A 20,911-nucleotide genomic window follows, 5' to 3' on the forward strand; every position below is an offset into this window, starting at 1 on the left:
AACCAGGTGCGGGTAATATCCCTTGGGAAACTAGTAATCCGGCTCACAGTATCCAGCGCAGTGTACGAGCCAACCTGATCCCAAAGGTAAGTATTTATGGTTCACACTGCCCATCAAGACACCGATCTGGCCGCAGAACTGCGCGCCGACGTACGCCGGGTTTCCACTCTTCTGGGCGAATCGTTGGTGCGGCAGCACGGTCCGGAACTGCTGGAACTCGTGGAGCAGGTCCGCCTGTTGACCAAGGAATCCAAAGAGGCTGCGCGCGGCGGCGCCGATGCCACCGGCCCTTGGAGCGCCCACGACGTCGTAGCCCAGGTCCGTGAACTGCTCGCCTCGCTGCCGCTTGACCAAGCGACGGACCTGGTCCGTGCCTTTGCTTTCTACTTCCACCTCAGCAACGCGGCAGAGCAGGTGCACCGGGTGCGCGGACTTCGTACCCGCCAGGAAAAGGACGGCTGGCTGGCGAAGGCCGTTTCCGAGATCGCAGGCCAGGCAGGACCGCAGATCCTCCAGGACGTGGTGAATGAACTGGACGTACGGCCGATTTTCACGGCTCACCCCACCGAAGCGTCCCGGCGGTCCGTGCTGGACAAGATCCGCAAGCTCTCCGATGTCCTGGCCCAGCCCACCTTGGAGGGTACGTCCGCCCGCCGCCGCCAGGACCGGCAGTTGTCCGAGATCATTGACCAGATGTGGCAGACCGACGAGTTGCGCCAGGTCCGCCCGACTCCGGTGGACGAAGCCCGGAATGCCATCTACTACCTGAACAGCATCCTCACTGACGCGATGCCGGAAATGCTGACCGACCTTTCCGAGCTCCTCGCCGAGCACGGAGTCAAGCTGCCCTCCGGCGGTGCCCCGCTCCGGTTCGGCTCCTGGATCGGCGGTGACCGCGACGGCAACCCCAACGTCACGGCGGCCGTGACCAAGGAAATTTTGCAGTTGCAGAACCAGAACGCTGTCCGGATCGGCATCGGGCTGATCGACGAGCTGATCTCCGTGTTGTCCAACTCCACCGCGCTGTTCGGCGCGGACCAGGAATTGCTGGACTCGATCGAGGTGGACCTAAAGAACCTTCCGGGCCTGGACAAACGCGTCCTGGAACTCAATGCCCAGGAGCCTTACAGGCTGAAGCTCACGTGCATCAAGGCCAAGCTGATCAATACGGGTCGTCGTATTGCCGCCTCGACGTATCACGAGCCCGGTCGTGACTACTCCACCACGCCTGAGATGCTCGCTGAGTTCCAAATGCTGGAAACTTCGCTCCGCAACCACGCTGCAGGCCTGGTGGCCGACGGCGCGCTGGCCAGGGTCCGCAGGGCGATTGCTGCCTTCGGCCTGCACCTGGCAACACTGGACATCCGTGAGCATGCCGACTACCACCATGATGCCGTGGGCCAGTTGGTTGACCGTCTTGGCATCGGGAAACCCTACGGTTCGCTCAGCAGGGAGGAGCGATTCGAGTTCCTGGGTGCGGAGTTGGCTTCGCGTCGCCCGCTGTCCGGCCACCCGATAAAGCTCGAGGGCACCGCGGACGGTACCTATGACGTCTTCCGAAGCATCCGTCAGGCCCTGAACACCTATGGTCCTGACGTTGTGGAAACCTACATCATCTCCATGACCCGCGGCGCTGACGACGTCCTGGCGGCTGCGGTCCTGGCCCGTGAAGCCGGACTCATCGATCTCTTCGGCGCCAAGCCCCACGCACGGATCGGTTTCGCTCCATTGCTGGAAACAGTCGAGGAACTCCGGGCGTCCGCCGAGATCGTGGACCAGTTGCTGTCCGACCCGTCCTACCGCGAGCTTGTCCGGCTGCGTGGTGACATCCAGGAGATCATGCTGGGTTACTCCGATTCCAATAAGGAATCCGGCGTGATGACCAGTCAGTGGGAAATCCACAAGACCCAGCGCAAGCTTCGCGACGTCGCAGCCAAGCACGGTGTCCGCGTCCGTTTGTTCCATGGCCGTGGCGGTTCCGTGGGCCGTGGCGGCGGACCCACCTACGATGCCATCATGGCCCAGCCGAACGGCGTCCTGGAGGGCGAGATCAAGTTCACCGAGCAGGGCGAAGTCATCTCGGACAAGTATTCGCTGCCGGAGTTGGCCCGCGAAAACCTGGAGCTTTCGCTGGCCGCTGTGATGCAGGGTTCGGCGCTGCACCGCGCTCCCCGTACCTCCGAGGACGAGCGGGAACGCTACGCCAACGTCATGGAGACCATCTCCGACGCCGCATTCGCTCGCTACCGGGCTTTGATCGATGATCCGGACCTTCCCGCCTACTTCCTGTCGTCCACCCCGGTGGAGCAATTGGGCTCCCTGAACATCGGGTCGCGGCCTTCCAAACGGCCGGACTCGGGCGCCGGACTGGGGGGACTCCGGGCCATTCCGTGGGTCTTCGGCTGGACCCAGTCCCGCCAGATCGTCCCGGGTTGGTTCGGCGTGGGCTCGGGCCTGAAGGCAGCCCGCGAGGCGGGCGACAACGAGCAGCTCAGTGAAATGATGGACCGCTGGCATTTCTTCCGCTCCGTCATCTCCAACGTCGAAATGACCTTGGCCAAGACGGACATGGAAATCGCCGGGCACTATGTTTCCTCCCTTGTTCCGGAGGATCTGCACCGCCTGTTCCATATGATCCGTGACGAGTACGAGCTCACGGTTGCCGAGATCGAGCGCCTCACGGGTGAGATTGAGTTGCTGGATGCCCAGCCGACGCTCAAGAGGTCACTTGAAATCCGCGACCAGTACCTCGACCCCATCAGCTACTTGCAGGTGGAGCTTCTCCGCCGCGTGCGCGAGGAATCCGTTTCGGGCGCCGAAATTGATGAACGCCTGCAGCGGGCCATGCTCATCACCGTCAACGGCGTGGCCGCCGGCCTGAGGAACACGGGCTGATCCGGTAACAACGCGGCCTGCAGCCGAACACCCGTCCACTTGCCCGGGCGGGTGTTCGGCTTTTAAGCAATATCCAACCGCAGGCTCAGCAATGGGCAGCTTCGCGCCGGGGATAGGGTAGGTGGATGCCTTCGTTCCAGACCAAGCTGAAAATTACCGGACTCAAGCCCGGAAATGCACCGGAAGCGGTGATGGCGGCGGCCGTGGAGGCTCTTGGGACACGCCATCACGTGGAGTCGAACCAACTGGATATTGTTGCCGGCGTCCCCCAGATCAGCCTCCGCTTCATGGTTGATGCCCGCGACTACACAGGTGAGAACGACGAGGCCCGCACCTCAGCAGCCATGATGCGGGACGCCGTCGAGCGCGTGGCCCTGACCGGCAGCCTGTACGTGCTGCGCCGCAGCCGCGGGCGCTGGTCGCCAATCTGACCGGGCGCGCTGCGCCCCGGACGCCTTACTCCGATGCGGAGGACTGCTAATCCGCTGGGGGAGCGTCGCCGTCGAACGGTTCCTCCACGGGTGAGCGGTTGCCGCGGCGCTTGGTGACAATCAGCCCCACCACAACGCCGATGACCAAGCCCACCCCCACACCGATCAGTGAGCTGGCCCAAAAGGGCAACTTGGTGGTGGATCCGGTGAAGTATCCCAGGCCGGCCTGCCACATCGCCCACAGCACTGCGCCAAGTCCCGCGCAGAGGCTGAAACCGCGTATCGAGACGTTGGCGATGCCGGACGCAGCAGACGTTGCGAGCCGTCCGCCGGGCACGAAGCGTGCGCCGATGATGGCCCCGTAGGCAGTGGAGCGGCCGGCTTTGGCGATGCCTTCATGGATTGCCAGGTGGGCTTTGCGACCCCACGCCCAGCGGTCCAGCACGTGGCTGACCCGCCGTTTGAAGAGCAGGTAGACGGCCATGTCGCCGAGCCAGGAGGCGAAGGCGGCGAGCAACAGGAGCAGCCAAAAATTGACGTGGCCATCGGCGGCCAGCGCGCCACCGGTGATGACCACCATTTCAGACGGGATGGGCGGGAAGATGGCGTCGCCCAACACGAAAGGCACCACCCACAGGTAGATTGCGGATCCCCACGTGTCCGGGGAGGCTAAGTCCATGGCCACAAAATACCGCACTTGCACATCCTGCTGCTGAATACTTGCCCCGGTGAACGCGCGGCGGAAGACTGGCGTGATGCGGATCGGGATCGTCCAAGGCGACATCACAACACGTGACGTCGATGCAATTGTCAACGCTGCCAACTCGTCACTGCTCGGTGGAGGGGGAGTGGATGGCGCCATCCATCGCGCCGCCGGGCCTGAACTGCTCGAGGCTTGCCGCGAATTGCGCCGTACAACACTGCCCCACGGGCTTCCGGTCGGCGCCGCAGTGGCCACTCCCGGCTTCCGGCTTCCCGTCAAATGGGTGATCCACACGGTGGGGCCCAACCGGCATGCCGGACAGACCGATCCGGAGCTGCTGTCCTCCTGCTTCCGGGAGAGTCTCGCGGTTGCCCGGGAGATCGGTGCCAAGAGCGTTGCGTTCCCGGCCATCAGCGCGGGAATCTACGGTTGGGACGCGCAGGAGGTTGCGGAGGTGGCATTCGACGCTGTCAGTGCCTACGCGGACTCGCCAGGAGGCGCGCCGGACCTGGTTGAGTTCGTCCTGTTTTCGGAAAGTACGACGGCGGTCTTCCGCTCGGTGTTCGGGGGGTGACCGGACCGGGTCAGCCGTGGGCTTCGCTGAGTTCCAGCTGGCTCCTGTACTCCACGGGCTGCTTGGTGATGGGGTCGATGAACTTGATGCCGCGGGCCAGGAGCTGCAGCGGCTTGCTGTAATCGTCCGGGGCCTTGTCCAGCAGCTCCGGATAGAAGGCGTCGTTGACGATTCCCAGGCCGAGTGAGGCCATGTGGACACGGAGCTGGTGGGTTTTTCCGGTATGGGGTTCCAGCCTGTAGAGGGCGCGCCGCTCCGTACCGGCGTCGAACGTCGTGAGCTGTTCGATGCGCGTTTCAGCGTTGGGTTCTCCGTCGATAACCTCAGCCAGGAGGTAGCTACGGGACTTGGTCATGCGGTTGCGGACCACTGCGGGAAATTCGACGGCGGGATAACCTTCCGCCGGGACCGCGGCGGAGACGCACTCGTATTCCTTCTGGACCTGGCGCTTCTCGAAGAGCACCTGGTATTTGCCGCGGGTTTCCGGGTTGGTGGAGAGCAACAGGATGCCGGCCGTCATGCGGTCGAGGCGGTGCATGGGAATGAGGTCCGGAAGATCCAGGAGGTTCCGGAGCCGGACGAGCGCCGACTCCTGGATGTACTGCCCACCCGGGGTGGTGGGCAGGAAGTGCGGCTTGTCCACCACGAGGATGTGCTCGTCCTGGTGGAGGATGTTGATTTCCACGGGTAGCCGGGTTTCCGCAGGCAGGGTGCGGTAGTACCAAATGAAGGTGTGGTCCTCCAGTTTGGTGCTGCGGGTCAGGGGAACGCCGCCTTCGCCGACGATCTCTCCGGCGTCGAAGCGGTCCTCGATGCCCTGCGGATCGATGTGCCCCCAGCGGTGCATCATGTAGTCCATCGCGGTGTCCCAGGGTCCCTCCTCCGGGAGGCGGAGGCGGGTTGCGTTGACGCCGTCGCGCACGGGGAGGGGGGATTGCATCACCTGACAATTCTACTTTGCCAGCGTTGTGGGGCTTTGCCTGCGTTGTGGGGCCCGCTTTGCTTGGAATTTTGGCGCGAAAGCACGCATAGCAGGCCCCACAACACCGAATAGAAAAAAGTTCTTGACAATAAAATTTGTCGGCACGCATACTTGAAGCATGTTGGACATCGAAGTGATCGAGGACCCGGCGGCTGCGGAAGCCTCGCTCGACCCCATCCGCACCCGCATCCTGCAGGAGCTGGCCGAGCCCGCCTCCGCCACGCAGCTTGCGGCAAAGGTGGGGATGCCCCGGCAGAAGGTCAACTACCATCTCAAAGCGCTGGAGCAGCACGGCTTGGTGGAGTTGGTGGAGGAGCGGCGCAAGGGCAACGTTACGGAGCGGGTGCTTCGTGCCACCGCGGCTTCATATCTGATCTCTCCCGTGGCCTTGGCCTCCGTGGCGCCGGATCCGCGCAGGTTCGCTGACAGGTTTTCGGCCTTCTGGCTGCTCTCGCTGGCTTCGCGCACCGTCCAGGAGATGGGCAAGCTCATTTCGGGAGCTGCCGCTGCGAAGAAGAAGCTCGCCAGCTTCGCCATCGACGGGGAGATTACCTTCCGGACGGCAGCTGACCGTGCGGCCTTCGCGGAAGAGCTCGGCGTCGCGGTGACCCGGCTCGTAGACAAGTACCACGACGGCGGTGCGGGCGCCGGACGTAAGCACCGGCTCGTCGTCGTACTCCATCCCGCACTCAAATCCCCTTCTCAAACCGAACCCAAAGCAGAAAAGGATCAGGACAATGACCGCCAATCGTGAATTCGAAATCGTGGCCGATACCGTACTGCCCGGCACTCCGGAGCGCGTGTGGCAGGCCGTCACGGCGGATACCTCCGCCTGGATGTTTCCCACCGACCAGTGGCCCGCAGTGCGGACCGTTGACGAGTTCCCGGCCCACCTGGTGACGCGAATGGATGGACCTGACGGCTGGTTCAACCAGTTGGAGCACGTCCTGGAGCCCGTTGATGGTGGTGGTGCCAAGCTTCACTACGTTCACAGCGGGATCTTCGCCGAGAACTGGGACGAGCAGTACGACGGCGCCAGCAAGCACACTGAGTTCTATCTCCACACCCTGGGCCAGTATCTGGAGCACTTCGATGGCAGGCCTGTGGTGTTCACTGATATCCAGGCCCCGGCGGCCTCGCAGGCACCCGAAGGATTCGTGCAGTTGAAGCGCGCCCTCGGCGTGGACGGCATTGAAGCCGGTTCACCCTTCGCCGTTGACCTGGACGGAGTGGGCCACGTGAGTGGCCTGGTGGACTTCGCCAATGACAACTTCCTTGGACTGCGCACCAGTGACACGCTGTACCGCTTCTTTGGCAGGAACGCGTTCGGTGCTCCCGTCGGAATGACGGTGCACGACTTCAGCGGCTCCGGAGATTCGGAACTGACCTCGAAAACCTGGAGTGCGTTCCTCGAGAAGGTGTACGCCTAAGCAGCCCAGGCGCGGGCTACTCCCTCAAGGGCGGCCTCGTAAATGGCTGCCCAGTCTGCGCCCGGCTCGTTCATCCGGGCGAGCTCGAGGCTCACCAGCCCATGGACCTGCCCCCAAATGGCCATCGCGACCGTTTGGGGGTTTTCCCGTCTCAGCAGTCCTGTTTCCTGCGCAATGGTGACCGCCTCCACCAGTGGAAGCATGGACGCCGAGGCGACTTCCGGCGTCGGGCTGCAATCGATGTAAGTCGCCAAGGCGCCGCTGAACATGAGCCGATAGAGGGCCGGATGCGCCAGTGCCCACGTGCGGTACGCCCGGCCAAGGCCTTGGAGCCCGTCCTTGGCGGCTTCCTCTTGGGACTCGCCGAAGGAGCGGAAACCGTCGTCGACGGCGGCCGTCAGCAGTTGCGCTTTTCCGCCGAAGAGGGAGTAGACCGCGCTGGTGGAAGTATCGGCAGCCGCGGCGACATCCCGAAGGGTGACCCGCGCCGGACCTTCGCGGTCCACAAGTTCGGCCGTTATTTCCAGTAGCCGCTGCCGCACGGCGTGATCGTGGACGATGGGTCTTGCCATGCCTTCAAGTGTTTCATAACATCGTTCTATAACAACGTTATGAAACTGCTTTTCGGACCGAACTGAGGAACTGGCATGGCGAAGGAGATTTTCCCGGGACGCTTCACAGCGGATATCGGACGCGACAACATCACCGTGTTCCTCATCGGGATGCGGGCAAACCGGTGGTGGAAAACGGCTAAGGTAGCGCAGGTGGCCTCGGCAATGCCGGCCATGATGCAGCACTTGGCAAAGAACCCCGAGGCCGGGCTGCTGGGGAGTGAGCAGTGGCTGGGCCGGACCACCATCCTGCTCACCTATTGGGAAAGCCCGGAACACCTCCGGAAGTTCGCCGCCGACCGTGAGTCGCCGCACCTGGGGCCTTGGCGCAAATTCATGAAGGAGATCGCCGGCAGCGGTGACATCGGAGTCTGGCACGAGACCTACCAGGTGCCGGCATCCGGAATCGAAGTGGTCTACAACGGCATGCCATTGTTCGGCTTGGCGAAGGCGACCTCGCACGTGCCGGTGGGGCCGGGGCGCAACACGGCCAAGCAGCGGATGGGTTCAGCCGCGCGCGTAGCGCACAAGTAAGTAGCAGCAGGGCGCGTTTTGAGGCGCCAAAACGCGCTTAACTGCGGCCCGGTTGGGTCAGGCGACGGCGGCCTGCCGCCCGGCTTTGAGGCTTCGCCGGAGTTGGGGTGAGGCGTCGAGCTTGTCCTGGGCGGCGCGGAGGGCCCGGACCGCCACCTCCAGTTGCGCCGGCGGCAGCGTGTAGGGCACTCGCATGTAGTGCTCGAAGGCTCCGCCCACGCCAAACCGTGGACCCGCCGCCAAGCGCACTCCAAAGTCGGGAGCCAGGACGGTGAGCGCGGTGCTGCCGGGGCTCGGGAGGCGGCACCACACCGTTAGTCCGCCTTGTGGTCGCTCCACTTCCCAGTCCGGCAAGTGCTCCGCGAGCAGTTCCATGAGGGCGTCCCGGTTGTGCCGGAGCTCGGCCAAGCGTGAATCGAGGGGCTCTGAGTACGCGCTGACCAGTCGGGCGGCGGCCAGTTGTTCCACCACGGGCCCGCCCAGATCCATTGTTGTCCTGGTGATCACCAGGTGATTGATCAATTCTTCATCGGCCCTTATCCAGCCGGTGCGGAGGCCGGCCCAATGGGATTTGCTGAGCGATCCGATGGAAACCACAGCGGGACTGAAGGCGGCCATCGGCGGTACCTCGACGCCGTCGAGGTTCAACCCCCGCAGTGTCTCGTCCACCACCAGGACAGTCCCCGTGGAATCGGCTGCCCGGGCCAAGCGCCGCCGCTGCAATCCGGACATGATCCGCCCCGTGGGGTTGTGGAAGTCCGGGACGAGGTAGGCCATGGCCGGGCGCTGCTGGTTCATCACGGCCACCATTGAGTCGATGTCCCAGGCCGGCGTGGTTCCGGCGGCGGGGAGGGCTACGGGCAGCGGCCGGCATCCGGCGGCCCGGATGGCGTCCAGCGCATTCGGGTAGGAGGGGTGCTCAACCAGGACCTTGTCCTGCTTCCCCGCGATGGTCTTCAGGACGATGTTCAGCGCGTGTTGGGCGCCCGATGTCACCAGGATCTGCCGGGCGGTGGTGGGAATGCCCTCGTCCGTGTACTTGTCCGCTATGGCCTGGCGCAGCGCGGAGACTCCGACGGCGTCATAGCCAAAGCCGGGCAGCAGCGCCGGGAGTTCCGTCAGGGCATCGGCGAAGGCCCTGTGCACCACCTCGCCGGCCGCCGGAAGCGAAGCGTAGGCCAGGTCCAACAGTCCCTCCGGCGCCGCCAGCCCCCGCATAGTGACGGGAAAACTCCGGTGCGGGATGCAGGTACGCCCGCGACTTCCCTGGCCTGCGGTCAGGAAGCCCTGCTCCCGGAGGCTCGCATAGGCGGCAGTGACCGTGGTCCGGCTCAGTCCCAGCGTTTGAGCCAGTGACCGCTCACTGGGCAGCGCGACGTCAAGCGGGATGCGGCCGTCCATGACGAGCAAACGCACGACGTCGGCCAGCTCACGGTAGGCGGGCAGGGCGCCGGACTGCCAGGAGCCCAGGAGGCGGGCCAGTGCAGTTGGATTCAATGAGCCGGTCATCAGTCCAGTATTTCAAACTGGCTATGGAATACAAGGCCAGTTCTTCGCGATCATGGACCCATGATGACCCGAAGAATCACCCAACTCCTGATCGGCCTCGCGATGTACGGCATTTCCCTGGCCATGTTCATCCGCGCCGGACTCGGCCTCGATCCATGGGACGTGTTCCATCAGGGTGTATCCCAGAAAACCGGATTCAGCATCGGAGTTGTGGTCATCGCCGTCAGTTTCCTTGTCCTGCTCCTTTGGATTCCGCTGCGGCAGATGCCGGGCATCGGGACGCTCGCAAATGCCGTACTGGTTGGTCTGTTCGCGGACCTCGGCCTCTGGTTGATTCCCGCGTTCTCGCACCTGGGTGGCCAGATCGCCCTGTTGGCCGGTGCCGTGATACTGAACGGCATCGCCTCCGCCTGCTATATCGGCGCACGGCTCGGCCCTGGCGCGCGGGACGGTTTGATGACCGGCCTCGTCCGCCGTACGGGATGGTCGGTTCGCCTGGTTCGCACGGGCATCGAAGTTGTGATCCTGGCCGTGGGGTGGCTGTTGGGCGGCTCCGTGGGCATCGGAACCGTGGTTTATGCGCTCGCGATCGGGCCCATCGTGCAACTGCTGCTGCCCCGGTTCATGGTGCCGGAACCGGTTAAGGCAACGACCCCCACGGAAACCGTGGAGGCCGCACCTGCCGCCTGAGCGCAACTGTGTCCGGTCAGTCCTTGACAGCGCCGAGGGATAGCCCTGACTGCCAGTACCGTTGCAGGCTGAGGAACGCGACAACCAGCGGGATGATCATCAGCAGTGAGCCTGTGATGACCAGGTTCTGGATCAATTCGCCGTTTCCCGCCGTGGAGCCCAGCTTGTTCCATTGGTTGATACCGATGGTCAATGGATACCAGCCAGGATCCTTCAGCATGATGAGCGGGAGGAAGTAGTTGTTCCAGATGGATACAAAGGAGAACAACAGCACAGTCACGGTGGCCGGCGCCAGCATGGGCATGGCAATTCGCAGGAAGATCCGCAGCTCACCGGCTCCGTCGATCCGCGCTGCCTCAATCAAAGCGGTCGGCACCGCCTGGTCGGCAAACACCCACATGAGGTAAAGGCCGAAAGGATTGATGAAGGAAGGAATGAGCACGGCCCACGGGGTATTGGTAATGCCAAGCTGCGCAAAGAGAAGGAACTGGGGGATGGCAAGGGCGATTCCCGGAACCGAAATGGATCCCAGCACCACCAGCAGGAACGCGCGTCTGCCTGCGAAGTCGTGTTTTGCCAGGGCATAGCCGCCCAGGGCTGCCAGGAAAGTGGAGACCACCGCACCCACGATGACATAAAGCACGGTGTTCATCAGCCATCGGCTGAAGATCCCGTCCTGGAAGGTGAAGACCTGTACGACGTTGTCCCAGAGGGCGAATTCCTTGCCGAAGCCCAGTCCGAAGGAAGAAACGAAGTCGCCTTGGGTCTTGGTGGCATTGATGAAAAGCCACAGCATCGGCACAAGGCAATAGAGGGCGAAGAGTCCGGTGAGAAGGGTCAGGCCCAGGCTCTTTTTGGGATTCGCGAGCGTGTGGAGCTTCCTGGTCCGTTCATGGAAGGACTGGCCTGACGGCCGGCGCGGCGATTGGCGCGACGATTGGCGCGACGGCGAAGCGGGCGTTGCGGGTGCGACCCGGCTACTTGTTGAGGACATTTTTCATTCCCTTGATTTGCACGGCGTAGGCGATGCCGATCGTGAATGCGGCCATCACCAGGGCCAAGGCCGCCGCGTATCCTTGCTGCGATCCGTTGAAAGCCAGGCTGTATGCGTACATGTTGGGTGTGTAGTAGGACGTGATGCCGCTGTTAGAGACCAGCGTGGCCAGGATGTTGGGCTCGTTGAACAGCTGGAAAGTTCCAATGATCGAGAAGATGATCGTCACGATCAGGGATGATCGGAGTGCCGGCAACTTGATGTGCCTGATGATCTGCAGCTCGCTCGCGCCGTCTATGGCTGCTGCCTCATAAAGTTCCCGTGGAACCGCGCGAAGCGCCGCATAGAAGATCAACATGTTGTATCCGGTGAATCCCCACGTGACCATGACTCCGATGGAGATCATGGTTGTCTCGGGCGCAAAGGGATTGAACGATGCGCCTGTAGCCTGGTTCAGGCTCCCCAGCAGCCCGTACTTGATGCCAAGCATGAAGCCCCACATCAGCGTGGAAACGATGGCCGGAATCGCATAGGGCAGGAAAACCACGATCCTGAAGAACCGGGTGCCGTGGAGCTTCAGGGAGTCAACGGCCAACGCGAGGGCGATCGCGCTGAAGAGCATGATGGGAACCTGGATGGCCGTGAACAGAACGACGCGCAGCGCTCCGTCGTAGAACTGGCTGTCCTGGAACAGCTTGAGGTAGTTGTCCAGCCCGACGAAGACCTTGCCACCGATCAGCTTGTTCTGGAAGAGGCTTGTATACGCGGAATAGCAGATCGGGATGATGAAGACGAACAGGAAAAGGACGCTGAAGGGGGCAATGAAGAGCAGGCCCGCTTTACGTCTCTTGGGCTGCCGGAAAATGGGGTCAGCGGACGATAAGACGGGCTCCGGTTTGGTGCCGGCGAGCATTTGGCGGCTCATGGATATCCTTCTTTCACGATACGTGGACAGGGGAGGGGCCGTTGCCGCGCAAGGGCGCGGCAACGGCTGCCGCTACCGAACGTTGAACCCCTGTTCATTGCCGTATGCGATGCTGCGTTGTTTCCACGTCTCCAGGACATCGGCGAGGGTGCCTGTCCTGCTGTCGTAGAGCGGCGCGGCTACGTCCTCGTAGTTCGACCGGGCCCAACCGAAGAAGGGCGGGTACTGCCATCCGGTGCCCACATTCTTGGAGGCGTCAGCGAGGACCTGGTTGTACTTTTGGTCTCCGAAGAACTTGTTGGTGGTGTTGAGGAAAGCATCGTTGTTGAGGTTGGAGAGGTTCGGCACAAAAGCTCCGGCATCGATGCGGGATTGCAGCCCGTCGCCGTGGGTGAAGTACTCAAGGAAGGCATAGGCGGCCTCCTTGTTCTGTGACGCGGCGGGGATTGCCATGGCGCTTCCGCCGTTTTCGGCGCCGGACGTTTCTCCTGCCTGCCACTGGGGGAGCGGGGCCACTCGGAAGTTTCCTGCGGCATCCGGAGCACGCTCCGGGAGGGTGGAGGTGAACCAGCCGCCGATGAGCTGGGTGGCCAGGGTTCCCTCGTTGAGGCCCCGGTTCCAGTCGTCCGACCAGCCGGTCACCTTTGTGTTGACCAGGTCTTCGTCGAGGAGCTTCTGCCAGTAGGCAACTGCGCGGCTGCTGCCGGCGTCCTTGAAGTCGATGGTGACGTTTGTTCCGTCCACCTTGAAGGGACGGCCGCCACCCTCCCACATAAGGGACATCAGCATGAAGATATCGGCCGAATCATTCGTGATGTAGTGGTCACCGCCCAGCGCGCGGACCTTTTTGGCGGCGTCGTAGTACTCATCCCAAGTGGCGGGCGGCTTGGTGACGCCGGCCTGGGTCAGGACAGCCTGGTTGTAGAACATGGCGGCGGGGCCGTAATCGGAAGGGAGGCCGTATGGTTTGCCGTCGATGGTCACATTGCCCCATGCTGCGTCCACGTAGTCCTTGGACAGGTCCTTTGCTCCGAATTCGGACAGGTCGGCGAGCTTTCCGGGTATTGCAAAAAGCGGAAGCGAGAAGTACTCGAACATGGCGATGTCCGGAACACCCGAGCCAGCCTGGATCGCGTTGTCCAGGGCCGTGTATTCGTCGGTCGATGAGCCGGCGTTCACAACCTTCACCGTGATGTTGGGGTGGAGCTTTTCGAAGCCGGCCACGGCCTCCTTGACGGTGCCGTCCCAACTCCACACGGTGAGGGTGATGGGCTTGTCCGTAGGAATTTCCTTGCTTGCCGGCTGTGTGCCACCCCCTGAACAACCGGTCAAGGCGATGGCTGAGGCCACGATGGTGGCTGCAGCTACCAAACTCTTTCTTAGCATTGCGTACTCCTTCGTCTTCGATGAGCAACCCGCAGATCACCGGGATGATCGCGACAGTGCTTGGTACAACGTTCTACCCCAAGACGAGGGGCGACCCTTCTGCCCTGAAAGGTGTGGGTTCTCCGCATTTTGTGGGCGGAGGCCTGAGTCTGCGGGGTGCCGTAGCAGGGCGCTTCCAGGAGGGTCATTGCTCCGGGAAGACGCTTGAAAGACCTGAACCAACTCTGCTTGGTACAACGTTGGACCTAATGCTAGAGGCCGCCTCAGACGAGCGTCAAGGGAAATCCTGCGGGGGTCCGATTGTGAAGTTATGATCGACGCAGCGCCCCGATCGGACAACCTGCGGGGTAGGAAAGGCTCAGATGACCGCGAACCCGACGCTTCACGATGTAGCCCGGGCAGCCGGGGTTTCCATCAAGACCGTATCGAACGTCCTCAATGACAGCCCCAAAGTGGGGCCCGCTACACGCCAACGCGTGCAGCGGCTTGTGGACGAGATGGGCTACCGTCCCAACCTTTCCGCTCGGGGCTTGCGGTCGGGAAAAACCGGGGTGATAGGGCTCGCTGTTCCATCCCTTCGGGAGTCTTACTTCGCCGAACTCGCCGACTCCGTCATCCGTGCTGCCGCCAAGCGCGGGCTCAGGGTCCTCATTGAGCAAACAAACGGCGATCGTAAGTTGGAACTCTCGATACTTTCCGGCGGACAAATGCGTTTCATCGACGGTTTGCTGTTCAGCCCCGCGGCGATCGGCCAGCAGGATGTGGACGTCTTGAATACTGCCGATCCCTTGGTGCTTCTGGGCGAGCGGATCTTCGGTGGTCCAACGGACCACGTGACCATGCACAACACCTCATCGGCACGGGCTGCGGTGGAGCTCCTCCTTTCCGCTGGCCGCACAAGGATTGCCCTCATAGGTGCAGCCGAAGCCGGCGAGGACGACGCCAGTTCGGCGAGCCTCCGCGAACGAGGGTACGCGGAGGCGCTGGAGCAGGGCGGCATCTCGTTCGATCCCGCCCTCGTTGTACGGGGAGGAGTTTGGGGCCGGGACACAGGTGTCCAGGCCGTCCAGCACCTGCTCCGGACCAAGGTGGAGTTCGACGCAATTTTTGCCCTCAATGACACCCTGGCGCTTGGCGCCCTGCGGGCACTCGCCCAGGCGGGCCTGCGTGTTCCCGAGGACGTCGCACTGATGGGCTTCGACAACCTTGACGAAGGCCGCTTTTCGTTGCCATCGCTCAGCAGCGTTGACCCGGGTCGTCTGGAAATCGCGGAAACAGCCGTGGGCCTGTTGGTGGACCGGATCCAGGAAACCGGCAAGGGAACGCCGCCGAGGACAATCAAAGCGGGATTCAGGATTGTTCCACGGGAGTCCACCGGGCACGTGGGCGACGGGGATCCTCCCCTCTAAGGGGCCGGCTGGCAGCGGGGGCAGAAATAGATGTCCCGTTCCTCAGTGCCATCCGGTGCGGCCAAGAGCCCGTACTGGATGGGGGTGCCGCAGCGACGGCATGGCCGGCGCGTCCGTCCGTACACCCAGTAGCCGGGTCGCATGGCACGGGGACCCAACGTACTCCGCCGTCCGGGGCCGAGGTTTTCGCCCAGGAGGCGCTTTGCATCGTTGACGATCTTCGCGAGATCCGGAACCTGGCCGACGGGGACCGCAGGATGGACGCCGGACAAGAAGCAGGAATCGCACCGGTAGATGTTGCCGATCCCGGCAAGCTTCCGCTGGTCCAGCAGTGCGTACCCCACGGGAACGTCAGGCTCGGCCAAGAGTCGTTGCAGGGCTTCTTCTTCGTTCCAGTCCGGGCCCAGAAGGTCCGGACCAAGATGCCCCACGATCTTGCCCTCGTCGCTGGTCGGCACGACTTCGAGGATCCCAAGGGAGAACCCGACGGCGTCCGCAACGGCAGTGCGCAGCACGCACCTCGCCGTATGGCCGGGCTTGGTCCAGCGGCCCCCGGGAGCATAGACCATCCAGGATCCCTCCATTTTGAGGTGGGAGTGGATGGTGAGGGCGCGAGGTTTCCGGCTGGCACCGGGTTCCGTATCTTCCGGTCCCACCAAGCGCATCAGCAGGTGCTTTCCCCTGGGCACCACCTCGGTCATGGTCCATCCCGCGAGGTTCAGCGTGGCGAACCGTGGCACCCGGAAGTCGGATGCCGTAAGCACCTGCCCTGCCAAAGCCTCATTCAGTTTGTGGGCGGCACGCCAGATGGAGTCACCTTCAGGCACGGATCCGCAGTCCCTTCGGCGTCGAGTACGCTCCCGCGGCTGACAACGCTACAGCAATGGGGGTCTCCAGGAGGTCGTGGCCATTGACCTTTTCCATGAAGAGCTTGTCCACGGCACCCCGCCGCACAACCCCCACCAAAGCCTCCGCCGCTACGCCCAGTGCGGCCTCGTCATGGCTGAAGGTGAGCAGGGTCTTCCCGCCGCGTTCAACGTAAAGGACCAACGCGCCGTCGACCATCACCACCAAGGCGCCTGCCTTCCTGCCGGGACGGTGCCCCGATCCTGCGTCCGCGGCCACTGACGGCCAAGGAAGCGCGGCACCGTAGGGATTGGCGGGGTCGGTTGCGGCAAGGGCAAGGGCTGATGGCTCCTGCTTGGCGATGCGCGCGTCCTCAGTAAACGAGCGCAGCCGGTCAACGGTGGCGGGCACTGCAAATTGGGCGGCGCCGAGGTGCTCAATGAAGTATCCGCGGCGGCACCGTCCGGCCTCCTCCAACCTGGCCAACACCTTGTACATGAGCCCGAAGCCGCCGAGGATGTTCTCTGCCATCACGGATCCCCGCGTCACCACGCCGTACCGGTCCAGCAAGAGCTCGGCGGTGCCGCGCGCGTGGATGGTGGGGTCCAGTTCCGGCACGGGCAGCGCGGACCAGCGTCCGACGGCGAGTGGTGGGGTGGGTGCCGACCCCGCCGTGGAACCGTATCGGCCTCCGTTCAGGCCGGGGGAGCCCAGGAGCCCGGCGCCGTGGCGGCCGAGCCTGCTCATGCGCGGTGCACGCGCCCGGGGGGCCTTGGCCACTTGCCGGTGGGCCGTCCTTCCCCCGGCGATCAGGGCGCGGACGGGAGCGAAGGTGTCACCGGTGATCCGGCCGGCCCAGACGAGATCCCACAACGCGGAAAGGACGGCGTCGTCGCTCAACACGGCGTCCATGCCGCCGGCGACGTCGGTCAATTGCCGGAAAAAGTAGCCGCCACCGGCGCCGAGGTACTCCAGCAGGCGCTCTTGGGCATCGCCCGGCTCGAAATCAGGCGAAGGATTGAGCGTGAGCTCAGCGGAATCGGCAATGTGGAGGCTGATCCAACCATCGTTGCCAGGGAGTGAACCCGCACCGGACCAGAGGAGTTCCCCGGCCGCCATGAGCTCGTCCAGCATCGCGGGCTTATAGTCAGCCACCCTGCTGGCGAGGACCAGGGGCTCCCATGCGGAAGCCGGTACGGGCACCCCGGACAACTGGTCCACGGCTGTGATGATGCCGTCCAGCCCTCGAAGGGCCTGCCCCCGCGATTTTCCGGGCGCAGTGACGTTCTGCCAGGCCGGCAGGAACCGCCCGTAGGCGGCGGCGTCCACCGGCTCCACTTCGGCCCGGAGTGCCGCCAGGGAGCGGCGCCGCAGTTTCCTGAGGACCTCGGCATCGCACCATTCACTCGACGGCGGAGCCTCGACGCTCATCAGCTCCGGGTCTTGCGTCTCCGCTTCCGGTGCGGCGGCAACAGCATGCGGGCGGAACTCACCCTCCACCACACGGCCGTCCGCTGCCAACCGCTTCAGGGCCGTATTGACCACCGCGACGCCCAGGCCCAACCTGGTTGCGGCTTCGGCCGCAGTGAAGGGGCCGTGCGTGCGCGCATACCGCGAAACGAGGTCTCCCAGCGGATCGTTTACCGGCTCGATGAAGGCCAGCGGAACACCCATCGGCAGCGGGACGCCGATGGCGTCGCGCAAGCGGGCCGCGTCTTCCACCGCGGCGAAACGTTCGACGCCGCCAATGGTCACTTTGAGCGCGCGGTTGGCTTTTTGGAGGGCCAGAAGGTGCTGCTCTGCCTCGGCCGGACTGCCGGAAGCCGGAGTGCCTTCCGACTGCTCCGGGCCTTGCAGGCGCTGGGCCACTTCATCCACGCTGAGCGGGCCCAGCAGCCGCAGCAGGTCCGCGATTCCTTCCATCCCGCGGACCCGACGATCGGGAACCAGCCGCTGCAGTTCCTTTTCGGTGGTGTCGATGACCGCGGCGTCCAGGAGTTCACGCAGTTCCACCCGGCCCAGGAGCTCGTTCAGGAGTGTGGAGTCGAGGGCCAGTGCGGCTGCGCGCCGTTCAGCCAAGGGGGAGTCGCCCTCATAGAGGAACTGGGCCACATACCCGAACAGCAATGACTTGGCGAAGGGCGAAGGCTGCTGTGTGGTGGTCTGGACGATCCGCAGCTCACGGCGCTCAACGGAGGCCGCGATGTCCTTTAGAGCCGGGAGATCGTACACATCCTGCAAGCATTCACGGACCGTTTCCAGCACGATGGGAAACGACGGGTACTTCCTGGCGACATCGAGCAACTGGGCCGAACGCTGGCGTTGTTGCCACAAAGGCTGGCGCTTGCCGGGGTTCTGCCGAGGCAAGAGGAGCGCACGCGCGGCGCACTCGCGGAACCGCGAGGCAAAGAGGGCGCTGCCGCCTACCTCTGACGTGACGATCTGCTCGAGTTCTTCGGGGTCGAAGAGGAAGAGCTCAGCGCCCGGTGGCTCGTCCTCCATCATGGGCACCCGCAGCACGATGCCGTCATCCGCTGCCATGGCGGAGCCGTCCAAGCCGTAGCGCTGCTGGAGGCGTTGGCCCACTGCAAGTGCCCACGGCGCGTGGACAGGCATACCGAAGGGACTGTGCAGCACTACCCGCCAGTCGCCAAGTTCGTCGTGGAAGCGCTCCACCACCAGGGTGCGGTCGCTCGGGACCACTTCCGTTGCCTGCTTCTGCTCTTCGAGGTACTGCAGCAGGTTGCCGGCTGCGAACGCATCCAAACCGCTGGCTTGGCAGCGTTCCATGGCGGGGGCAGGATCCGCAGCGGACAGTTCCCTGATGAACGCTCCCAACGCGCGGCCCAGGTCAACCGGGCGTCCCAGGGAGTCGCCCTTCCAGAACGGCAGCTTGCCGGGCTGGCCAAACGCGGGGGACACCAGGACGCGATCGTGCGTGATGTCCTCGATCTTCCAACTCGTGGCACCGAGTGCGAAGACATCGCCCACCCGGGACTCGTAGACCATCTCCTCATCGAGTTCGCCGACCCGACGGCCTCCCTTGGCCGCCCGGGCCGAAGGGCTGGGACCGTCACCGTCCGCGGCACCCGAAGACCCTGTCCCCTCAACCTCCGTGCCGATGATGTACACACCGAACAGGCCCCGATCCGGAATGGTTCCGCCGGACGTGACCGCCAGGCGTTGCGATCCGGGCCTGCCCTCGATGGTTCCCGCATGCCGGTCCCACACAATGCGCGGGCGCAGCTCGGCAAACTCGTCGGAGGGATAGCGGCCGGCCAACAGGTCCAGCGTGGCTTCGAAAGCGGAACGTGGGAGGCTGGCGAAAGGTGCAGAACGGCGAACCGTGCTGAACCACTCTTCAACATCAATGCTGCCCAGCGCAGTGGCTGCAACTGTCTGCTGGGCCAGGATGTCCAGGGGATTGGTGGGAATACTGAGCCGTTCGATCTGCCCGCTGAGCATCCGTTCCACGGTGACGCTGGTGTGCAGAAGGTCGGCCCTGTGCTTCGGGAAGAGGACACCCTCGGAGATTTCGCCCACCTGGTGGCCGGCGCGGCCCACGCGTTGGAGGCCGCTGGCTACGGATGGCGGGGACTCAACTTGGATCACAAGGTCAACCGCGCCCATATCGATGCCCAGTTCCAAGGACGATGTGGCAACAACACAACGCAGGCGGCCGGACTTCAAGTCGTCCTCGATCAGGGCTCGCTGGTCCTTGGACACTGAGCCGTGGTGGGCGCGGGCCAACACGGGGTCGGCCCCTGCCGAACTTCCTGCTTGCGCCATCATGTGGGCCGGAGTTGCCGTGGAAACCGGGACCTTTGCCGGTGAGGACGCTGTGGCAGCGTCCTCGGTTGGACCGGGCGCAGGGCCCCAATCGCCTGCGCCGTCGGCTCCCGCCGGTTCGTCCCAATGGGATCCGACCTCGGCAAGGAGCTGCCGTTCGGCGTAGATCTCATTGAGCCTGGCGGTCAGGCGTTCGGCCAGGCGCCTCGAGTTGGCAAAGACGATGGTGGATTGCTTGGAAAGGACAAGATCGACGATCTGCTCCTCCACGTGGGGCCAGATGGAGGCCTGGGGTTGCAGCCCGGAGGCCGGTCCTGAATCGAAAGCGCCCGCGGCGCCCTGCAGGTCCGACATGTCCTCCACAGGCACTGTCACCGTGAGGTTCCAGTTCTTTTTGGAAGGGGGAGCGACGATCTCCACAGGGGCCTGCCCTGCCAGGAACTGCGCCACCAACTCGCGGGGCTGCACGGTTGCCGAGAGCCCGATGCGCTGGGCCGGCTTGGGCAGCAAAGCATCCAGGCGTTCCAGTGAAACCGCAAGGTGGGCGCCTCGTTTGGTTCCCGCCACGGCGTGGACTTCATCGATGATTACGGTGTCCACTTCGCTGAGAGTTTCCCGGGCCCGGGACGTCAGCATGAGGAACAGGGATTCCGGTGTGGTGATGAGGATGTCCGGTGGATTGCTCAAGAGTGTACGGCGGTCTGCCGCCGTCGTATCTCCCGAACGGACCCCGACCGTAACCAGGGGTGCCGGGAGACCCAAACGCTTGGCGGTTTGCGTGATTCCGATAAGCGGTGAGCGGAGGTTGCGCTCCACGTCCACGCCAAGGGCCTTCAGCGGGGAGATGTAGAGGACACGGGTCTTGGTCTTGGGCTTCCGGGTGCGCTTGCCCGCCGGTACTTCTTCCAGGCCGGGCAAGGTTTCCGCCGGCGTCGAATGCAGACGGTCCAGTGCCCACAGGAAGGCAGCGAGGGTTTTGCCGGAGCCCGTTGGCGCCACCACGAGGGCGTGGGAACCCGAGGAGATGGCATTCCAAGCACCCTCCTGCGCGGGGGTGGGCACGGAAAACGCGCCGAGGAACCATTCCCTGGTTGCCTGGCTGAAACGGCTCATGGCGCCTGTGGACGCCTGCTGCTCCTGCATTCCTCCATCATGCCCCAAGGCCCGGACATAATAAGCGTGCGCTATCAGGTCCGGGCCCCG

The 20,911-nt window shown here is 63.9% G+C and carries 17 protein-coding genes; 8 read left to right on the forward strand and 9 right to left on the reverse strand.

Translation table 11 applies throughout. The features are described 5' to 3' along the window. Positions 1–96 precede the first annotated feature (96 nt). Together ppc and ACIPY2_RS11165 are read left to right on the forward strand one after the other, a co-directional pair. Positions 97–2,895: a phosphoenolpyruvate carboxylase gene (gene ppc, locus ACIPY2_RS11160; protein ID WP_400266450.1), complete on the forward strand. Its 2,799-nt coding sequence runs from the start codon at positions 97–99 to the stop codon at positions 2,893–2,895. A 125-nt stretch (positions 2,896–3,020) separates the two neighbouring features. Beyond that, complete coding sequence (locus ACIPY2_RS11165) at positions 3,021–3,326, forward strand: hypothetical protein (protein WP_400266451.1); 306 nt, start codon at positions 3,021–3,023, stop codon at positions 3,324–3,326. A gap of 46 nt (positions 3,327–3,372) precedes the next feature. On the opposite strand, the gene ACIPY2_RS11170 is transcribed toward ACIPY2_RS11165, so the two are convergent. Beyond that, complete coding sequence (locus ACIPY2_RS11170; RefSeq protein WP_400266452.1) at positions 3,373–4,005, reverse strand: DedA family protein; 633 nt, start codon at positions 4,003–4,005, stop codon at positions 3,373–3,375. A gap of 76 nt (positions 4,006–4,081) precedes the next feature. Between ACIPY2_RS11170 and ACIPY2_RS11175 the strand changes: the two genes are divergently transcribed. Continuing rightward, a complete protein-coding gene (locus ACIPY2_RS11175) occupies positions 4,082–4,603 on the forward strand; it encodes an O-acetyl-ADP-ribose deacetylase (RefSeq protein WP_400266453.1) in 522 nt (173 codons plus the stop codon). A gap of 10 nt (positions 4,604–4,613) precedes the next feature. On the opposite strand, the gene ACIPY2_RS11180 is transcribed toward ACIPY2_RS11175, so the two are convergent. Continuing rightward, entirely contained in the window at positions 4,614–5,543 is a 930-nt protein-coding gene (locus ACIPY2_RS11180) for an RluA family pseudouridine synthase (protein WP_400266590.1), read from the reverse strand. A 160-nt stretch (positions 5,544–5,703) separates the two neighbouring features. Here ACIPY2_RS11180 and ACIPY2_RS11185 point away from each other — a divergent pair, with 160 nt between their 5' ends. Together ACIPY2_RS11185 and ACIPY2_RS11190 are read left to right on the forward strand one after the other, a co-directional pair. Continuing rightward, complete coding sequence (locus ACIPY2_RS11185) at positions 5,704–6,339, forward strand: ArsR/SmtB family transcription factor (RefSeq protein WP_400266454.1); 636 nt, start codon at positions 5,704–5,706, stop codon at positions 6,337–6,339. Then, the gene (locus ACIPY2_RS11190) at positions 6,323–7,015 is read left to right on the forward strand and encodes an SRPBCC domain-containing protein (RefSeq protein WP_400266455.1); all 693 of its coding nucleotides are present in this window, start codon (positions 6,323–6,325) and stop codon (positions 7,013–7,015) included. Before ACIPY2_RS11185 ends, ACIPY2_RS11190 begins: the two co-directional genes overlap by 17 nt. On the opposite strand, the gene ACIPY2_RS11195 is transcribed toward ACIPY2_RS11190, so the two are convergent. Further along, a complete protein-coding gene (locus ACIPY2_RS11195; protein ID WP_400266456.1) occupies positions 7,012–7,587 on the reverse strand; it encodes a TetR-like C-terminal domain-containing protein in 576 nt (191 codons plus the stop codon). The two genes, ACIPY2_RS11190 and ACIPY2_RS11195, sit on opposite strands and share 4 nt — an antisense overlap. Before the next feature lie 75 nt (positions 7,588–7,662). On the opposite strand from ACIPY2_RS11195, the gene ACIPY2_RS11200 reads away from it, so the two are divergent. Continuing rightward, complete coding sequence (locus ACIPY2_RS11200) at positions 7,663–8,160, forward strand: DUF4188 domain-containing protein (protein WP_400266457.1); 498 nt, start codon at positions 7,663–7,665, stop codon at positions 8,158–8,160. Positions 8,161–8,217: 57 nt separating this feature from the next. Here ACIPY2_RS11200 and ACIPY2_RS11205 read toward each other — a convergent pair whose 3' ends face one another. Continuing rightward, entirely contained in the window at positions 8,218–9,669 is a 1,452-nt protein-coding gene (locus ACIPY2_RS11205) for a PLP-dependent aminotransferase family protein (RefSeq protein WP_400266458.1), read from the reverse strand. Positions 9,670–9,729: 60 nt separating this feature from the next. On the opposite strand from ACIPY2_RS11205, the gene ACIPY2_RS11210 reads away from it, so the two are divergent. Next, complete coding sequence (locus ACIPY2_RS11210; RefSeq protein WP_400266459.1) at positions 9,730–10,359, forward strand: YitT family protein; 630 nt, start codon at positions 9,730–9,732, stop codon at positions 10,357–10,359. 16 nt (positions 10,360–10,375) lie between these two features. On the opposite strand, the gene ACIPY2_RS11215 is transcribed toward ACIPY2_RS11210, so the two are convergent. The 3 genes from ACIPY2_RS11215 to ACIPY2_RS11225 all read right to left on the reverse strand — a co-directional run bounded on the left by ACIPY2_RS11215 (position 10,376) and on the right by ACIPY2_RS11225 (position 13,664). Continuing rightward, entirely contained in the window at positions 10,376–11,353 is a 978-nt protein-coding gene (locus tag ACIPY2_RS11215) for a carbohydrate ABC transporter permease (protein WP_400266460.1), read from the reverse strand. Next, the gene (locus ACIPY2_RS11220) at positions 11,337–12,278 is read right to left on the reverse strand and encodes a carbohydrate ABC transporter permease (RefSeq protein WP_400266461.1); all 942 of its coding nucleotides are present in this window, start codon (positions 12,276–12,278) and stop codon (positions 11,337–11,339) included. The genes ACIPY2_RS11215 and ACIPY2_RS11220 overlap by 17 nt, the downstream gene beginning before the upstream one ends. A 72-nt stretch (positions 12,279–12,350) precedes the next feature. Continuing rightward, complete coding sequence (locus ACIPY2_RS11225; RefSeq protein ID WP_400266462.1) at positions 12,351–13,664, reverse strand: ABC transporter substrate-binding protein; 1,314 nt, start codon at positions 13,662–13,664, stop codon at positions 12,351–12,353. A gap of 362 nt (positions 13,665–14,026) precedes the next feature. Between ACIPY2_RS11225 and ACIPY2_RS11230 the strand changes: the two genes are divergently transcribed. Beyond that, on the forward strand, positions 14,027–15,073 hold the full coding sequence (locus ACIPY2_RS11230; protein ID WP_400266463.1) for a LacI family DNA-binding transcriptional regulator: 1,047 nt from the start codon (positions 14,027–14,029) through the stop codon (positions 15,071–15,073). On the opposite strand, the gene ACIPY2_RS11235 is transcribed toward ACIPY2_RS11230, so the two are convergent. Together ACIPY2_RS11235 and ACIPY2_RS11240 are read right to left on the reverse strand one after the other, a co-directional pair. Next, entirely contained in the window at positions 15,070–15,900 is an 831-nt protein-coding gene (locus ACIPY2_RS11235; protein WP_400266464.1) for a DNA-formamidopyrimidine glycosylase family protein, read from the reverse strand. The two genes, ACIPY2_RS11230 and ACIPY2_RS11235, sit on opposite strands and share 4 nt — an antisense overlap. After that, the gene (locus ACIPY2_RS11240) at positions 15,893–20,851 is read right to left on the reverse strand and encodes an ATP-dependent helicase (RefSeq protein ID WP_400266465.1); all 4,959 of its coding nucleotides are present in this window, start codon (positions 20,849–20,851) and stop codon (positions 15,893–15,895) included. Before ACIPY2_RS11240 ends, ACIPY2_RS11235 begins: the two co-directional genes overlap by 8 nt. Positions 20,852–20,911 lie beyond the last annotated feature (60 nt).

Source organism: Paenarthrobacter sp. NPDC089675, from assembly GCF_044749185.1.
Lineage (GTDB): Bacteria > Actinomycetota > Actinomycetes > Actinomycetales > Micrococcaceae > Arthrobacter.

Excerpts from the sequence above, each read along its gene's own strand:
- ppc (WP_400266450.1), top strand. The coding sequence starts at position 97 with ATGGTTCACACTGCCCATCAAGACACCGATCTGGCCGCAGAACTGCGC.
- ACIPY2_RS11225 (WP_400266462.1), bottom strand. The coding sequence starts at position 13,664 with ATGCTAAGAAAGAGTTTGGTAGCTGCAGCCACCATCGTGGCCTCAGCC.
- ACIPY2_RS11195 (WP_400266456.1), bottom strand. The coding sequence starts at position 7,587 with ATGGCAAGACCCATCGTCCACGATCACGCCGTGCGGCAGCGGCTACTG.
- ACIPY2_RS11205 (WP_400266458.1), bottom strand. The coding sequence starts at position 9,669 with ATGACCGGCTCATTGAATCCAACTGCACTGGCCCGCCTCCTGGGCTCC.
- ACIPY2_RS11180 (WP_400266590.1), bottom strand. The coding sequence starts at position 5,543 with ATGCAATCCCCCCTCCCCGTGCGCGACGGCGTCAACGCAACCCGCCTC.
- ACIPY2_RS11200 (WP_400266457.1), top strand. The coding sequence starts at position 7,663 with ATGGCGAAGGAGATTTTCCCGGGACGCTTCACAGCGGATATCGGACGC.
- ACIPY2_RS11185 (WP_400266454.1), top strand. The coding sequence starts at position 5,704 with ATGTTGGACATCGAAGTGATCGAGGACCCGGCGGCTGCGGAAGCCTCG.
- ACIPY2_RS11170 (WP_400266452.1), bottom strand. The coding sequence starts at position 4,005 with ATGGACTTAGCCTCCCCGGACACGTGGGGATCCGCAATCTACCTGTGG.
- ACIPY2_RS11230 (WP_400266463.1), top strand. The coding sequence starts at position 14,027 with ATGACCGCGAACCCGACGCTTCACGATGTAGCCCGGGCAGCCGGGGTT.
- ACIPY2_RS11175 (WP_400266453.1), top strand. The coding sequence starts at position 4,082 with ATGCGGATCGGGATCGTCCAAGGCGACATCACAACACGTGACGTCGAT.
- ACIPY2_RS11190 (WP_400266455.1), top strand. The coding sequence starts at position 6,323 with ATGACCGCCAATCGTGAATTCGAAATCGTGGCCGATACCGTACTGCCC.
- ACIPY2_RS11215 (WP_400266460.1), bottom strand. The coding sequence starts at position 11,353 with ATGTCCTCAACAAGTAGCCGGGTCGCACCCGCAACGCCCGCTTCGCCG.
- ACIPY2_RS11165 (WP_400266451.1), top strand. The coding sequence starts at position 3,021 with ATGCCTTCGTTCCAGACCAAGCTGAAAATTACCGGACTCAAGCCCGGA.
- ACIPY2_RS11240 (WP_400266465.1), bottom strand. The coding sequence starts at position 20,851 with ATGCAGGAGCAGCAGGCGTCCACAGGCGCCATGAGCCGTTTCAGCCAG.
- ACIPY2_RS11220 (WP_400266461.1), bottom strand. The coding sequence starts at position 12,278 with ATGAGCCGCCAAATGCTCGCCGGCACCAAACCGGAGCCCGTCTTATCG.
- ACIPY2_RS11210 (WP_400266459.1), top strand. The coding sequence starts at position 9,730 with ATGATGACCCGAAGAATCACCCAACTCCTGATCGGCCTCGCGATGTAC.